This is a genomic window from Kitasatospora sp. NPDC088779 (genome assembly GCF_040685395.1).
Taxonomy (GTDB): Bacteria; Actinomycetota; Actinomycetes; order Streptomycetales; family Streptomycetaceae; genus Kitasatospora.
The window spans coordinates 1-3,776 of record NZ_JBFBHW010000112.1; the positions used below are offsets into that span (position 1 = coordinate 1).

General features: G+C 63.6%; 7 protein-coding genes. 4 read left to right on the forward strand and 3 right to left on the reverse strand.

The genetic code is table 11. From position 1 onward, the window contains the following. Positions 1 to 145 precede the first annotated feature (145 nt). From AB0P03_RS40625 to AB0P03_RS40640, 4 genes are all read left to right on the forward strand, one after another. Entirely contained in the window at positions 146 to 355 is a 210-nt protein-coding gene (locus AB0P03_RS40625) for a hypothetical protein (RefSeq protein WP_363589683.1), read from the forward strand. A gap of 122 nt (positions 356 to 477) precedes the next feature. Continuing rightward, complete coding sequence (locus AB0P03_RS40630) at positions 478 to 618, forward strand: hypothetical protein (protein WP_363589685.1); 141 nt, start codon at positions 478 to 480, stop codon at positions 616 to 618. A gap of 20 nt (positions 619 to 638) precedes the next feature. Then, positions 639 to 779, forward strand: a complete 141-nt coding sequence (locus AB0P03_RS40635) for a hypothetical protein (RefSeq protein ID WP_363589687.1) — start codon at positions 639 to 641, stop codon at positions 777 to 779. Positions 780 to 868: 89 nt separating this feature from the next. Then, positions 869 to 1,159, forward strand: a complete 291-nt coding sequence (locus AB0P03_RS40640) for a hypothetical protein (RefSeq protein WP_363589689.1) — start codon at positions 869 to 871, stop codon at positions 1,157 to 1,159. 162 nt (positions 1,160 to 1,321) lie between these two features. Here the strand turns inward: AB0P03_RS40640 and AB0P03_RS40645 are convergent, their stop codons facing one another. The 3 genes from AB0P03_RS40645 to AB0P03_RS40655 all read right to left on the reverse strand — a co-directional run. Further along, a complete protein-coding gene (locus AB0P03_RS40645; RefSeq protein ID WP_363633765.1) occupies positions 1,322 to 2,878 on the reverse strand; it encodes an alpha/beta fold hydrolase in 1,557 nt (518 codons plus the stop codon). Positions 2,879 to 3,242: 364 nt separating this feature from the next. After that, entirely contained in the window at positions 3,243 to 3,632 is a 390-nt protein-coding gene (locus AB0P03_RS40650) for a hypothetical protein (protein ID WP_363589691.1), read from the reverse strand. Between the two features lie 7 nt (positions 3,633 to 3,639). Next, a partial coding sequence (locus tag AB0P03_RS40655) for a precorrin-6A/cobalt-precorrin-6A reductase (protein ID WP_363589694.1) occupies positions 3,640 to 3,776 on the reverse strand: 137 nt, incomplete at its 5' end.

Below are 3,776 nucleotides of genomic sequence, written 5' to 3' on the forward strand. Positions count from 1 at the left end.
TGTCTACTCCGGCGCACACAGATTTTGCGACGCTCTGGGGTGAGGTAACCTTCCGCTGCGCGGCGGCGGCAACCCCCCGAGCCGCCGCCGCGCGCGGCCTTGGCCGCTGGGGCCACTCTTTCTCGACAAGCGGAGCCGCCCCCGTGTGGGCAACGACTACACCGCGTGGAAGCTGTTGCGGAAGGCGGCGTCCGACTGGACCGTCATCGACCTGCCTGCCATCGCGGGCAGCCCCGACGATGCCGTCGGCCGCAAGGTCGGCGAGTCGCTGTGGCTGGCCCGGTACGGCTGCAAGGCGCTGGTCGGTATCTGGCACGCCGTCGGCGAGCGGCTGTGGTGGTTGTTGTTCATGTAGAAGCCGCCCCGTCGAGGGGTGGGGTGTGGCGGCGGGCGTGGATCGACACGGCCCGGATCGTCCCCGTCGAGTTCTCGGGCCGAGGGCATCACGTCGGGCACTACCCGGAGCTGGAAGGACAGATGCTGGCCTGGGTCACCGGGATGGACAGCCCCGACAGGATGGACGCCGCGGTGTACGGCCCGACCGAGCTGGCCGGCGCCGGGCAGCTCGACGTACTCGCGCAGGGCATGGACGACAACCGCCTGTCCGGACGCCGCTGACCAACCCGGATGGGAATGGGGTGCGGGGGTGCAGCCCCAGGGCCGCACCCCAGACTGTCAACGCCGAGGTCGAGACCCTGCTCGCCGCCCAGAGGAACGGCGACGTCGTGATGGTGGCCGCTGCCCTGCAGTCGTCGGTGCTGCGGGAGCTGGACCAGTAGCAGAAGGGGCTCGGCAACCTCAACCTCGCCTATGCCTTCGCCGCGCTACTGACCCAGGAGTGCCCCCAGAGGGGTGCGACGTCCTCGGCGTGCCGGACCTGCGCCGGTTGGTGCGGGCGGCGACCGACGAGACCCTTCACGCCCGACTGGAGATCGCCGACGAGATCGGGATGCCGTTCGGCATCGCGGATGCCAAGGCCGAAAACGCCCGGTTCATCGCCGCCGTGCCGCTCGCGCAGGAGTTCGTGAAGCTCTGCCGCCTTCAGCCTGACGCCACCGCCGAGTTCGTGCGGCAGGCCCGCCGGTCCGCCGTGATGGTCGACGAGGTGTGGGCTGTGCTGTACGAGGCATGCGCCACGGTGCGCGGCCACTGCCTGTAAGCGGGATAGCGGACTTCGTCGCGGCGTGGAGGATTTCATCTCAGAAGTGCCTTGTCGATTGTGCGTGCTGGAAGCGTGAAGAACTCCCATCATCGCATGTCACAAGGCACTTCCTCGTTTCTGAGGGAACTATCCACGGGCATCAGGCCGGTGGATCCGGGTTCAGTGGACCGTCACGCTCGGCCCTTCGACAAGGGGGTCCAGGGTCGTGTAGTTGTCACTATCATCCCACGGTTGAACTTTCACGGTAATCCTGGGCGAACCATTGGGATTGTTCAGGGTCGGAGTGTAGAGTTGATAATCACCTGGACCATGAAGGGAGAGTGTGTCAACCTTTACTTCACCGGCCCGGGCGTTAAATTCCGCCTTATGATAGCCGGGCTCCTTTTTTATGCGACTACCCTTTTTCCTGAGTGAGAGGCCATCGCGACCCATGACGCACTCCACGTTGTCCCCCCACCCTTCGGGCGTATAGTACCAAAGGGCTTTCCCGAAAGGACTTCGATAGTGCCCGCATCCGCGGATCCTGAGGACCGGGGCAACCTCTTTTTCGGGGGTGACTTGCAGGCAGGACTGTAGCCATGCTTGAACCCAATTATCGCGGTAATGGGTCCTTGTCAGTTCATTGCACTTTGTCCTGTTTCGCGCCCTGGGGGCGTACTTGTCTTCTTCTCCGATGGTCGTTTCGGCGAGTGTGTCCAGGGTTTTCTCTTGCGTCCATGGGTCGTTATAGTATTCGCCATGGGGCAAGCATGTCGTGACGATATTTTCTGCCCCTCGGAGGGTGGAGGTCTTTCCGCCTCGCACATTCGGGCCCTTTCCTTCGTACGCCCAGGCGCCCTGTTCGGTAATTCCGAATACGACACCGTCGCACAGGCCAATCTGGGGCTTAAATTTGTTTCTGGTATTGAGGTAGACCGCCGGCTCGTCGTCTATGTTGGAGCGGAAGGTTGTGTACCTGGGGTACCCATCAGCCCCATGTGGCGCCTCGTCTCCCGAGTTCAGCGACCGAAGGAAAGCTGACCCGCTTGCCATGTCATGGCATTGAAAATCGCAATTCTCGGCAAGTTCCTTTGCGTAGCCAACCAGGATATTATGGTCCCCCAGGAATGCCCCGATTGCACGGACGGCTTCGGATGCTCCAACTCCCACGTCGGCCACGATTGTTCCATGGTGGGGGCTTCCCATGGATACGAAGTGTTTCACTTTTTCTGCTCCGCCCAAATTCTTGATATAGGCGCGTGCTACGAGACCTCCCATCGAGTGGGCCACAATATCGACCTTGCCGTCCGGTGACGTCTTTGCGATCTCGTTGACTTCCCTGGCGAAGCCTGCGGCGATGTGGTCGATTCCAGGATTGGGAGGATTGGTCTGGCCGGGCTTTGTCATCTTGCTGTAATCGTAGACGTGCAGTTCGCTTTCTTTGTATCCCTGTGTTTCGGCGTATCCTTTCATCCCGTTCCAGACCGCACCTTCGGAGTGCCAGCCATGGACGAAGATGATGGGCCGGTGTGGCCCGCTGGCGTATGCGCTCCGCTGGGCCTGATTCGGGGCGGCAGGCGCTGGTAGTGCGCTAGCGGGTGTGGCCGTCGCCATCGAAAGGCAAAGGGCGCCGGCTGTCACCGCGGTCCACGCGGGGCTCGGCCGCCTCCTCTGCTGGACGGTGATATTGTTCAGGCTGGCCGGCAGGAGCCGGGCCTTCAGTTCACTGTGGATCATGTTCAGCAACCTTTCGCTGTAGCTTGGGTCGGAACTTTCACCGTGCACACTGAAGATGCCAACACGCGACCGCCCCGACAGCGGCCGCGCATAATGAAGCACGCTTCATGAAACTCCCTTTCCTTCATTGATGTAGGCCAGCTTCCAAATACTCCTCAATGTGGACGAAAATTCCTCACATGCGGAATGGTGTCGCGCATGATGGTGCGGCCAAACAGTGATCATCAGGCCGAGATCCACTTTCGCAACGTGCCCTCGGCGGTGGGGCGGGACGTCTGGCGCACTACCTGGACGCCGCCGCAACGCTGTCCCGCAGCACTTTGATGGCGGGCGTCCACGTGTTCACCCCGTCCAGGGCGTGCAGTCAGTGGCCTTGTGGGGTTGGTGGGCAGCTGCTGGGCCGGTCGCCTCCGGGGGTGCCGTAGGCGAGGGCGGCGACCGTGCGCAGGTCGACCTGGGATCCGCGTGCGCGGGTGGCGTCGTGGACCAGCCGGGACATCGCCTGCCGGCCGGAGCGGCCGAGTTCCCGCATCGTGGCCCGCACGGTGGTCTCGTGGATGCCGCCGCGTCGGGTGAGGTTGCCGAGGACCGTGCCGATGCTGGGGCCGCCGACACGGTGGGCCTGTCGGTCGGGTGCGGTGACGGTGAGTGCGGCGTGGACGGCGAGGGCGACGGCGAGGGCGTTCTCCTCGGCGAGGACCTGATCGCGGTGTTCGCTAAGTGGAACATAAATGCACCATCCTGGATCTGGCAAGGCGAGATCAGCCGAGTGCGGCAGGGACCGGCGGACGCCGCACGATGATCACGGGCAGGTGGAGTTCGCGTGCGGCGGTGAGTTTGGGTGCGGTCGCGGCGCCGCCGCTGTCCTTGGTGACCACGACGTCGATGCGGTGCTCGC

Bases quoted from the DNA above. Each gene is read 5' to 3' on its own strand.
- AB0P03_RS40630 (WP_363589685.1), top strand. From the start codon at position 478: ATGCTGGCCTGGGTCACCGGGATGGACAGCCCCGACAGGATGGACGCC.
- AB0P03_RS40645 (WP_363633765.1), bottom strand. From the start codon at position 2,878: ATGATCCACAGTGAACTGAAGGCCCGGCTCCTGCCGGCCAGCCTGAAC.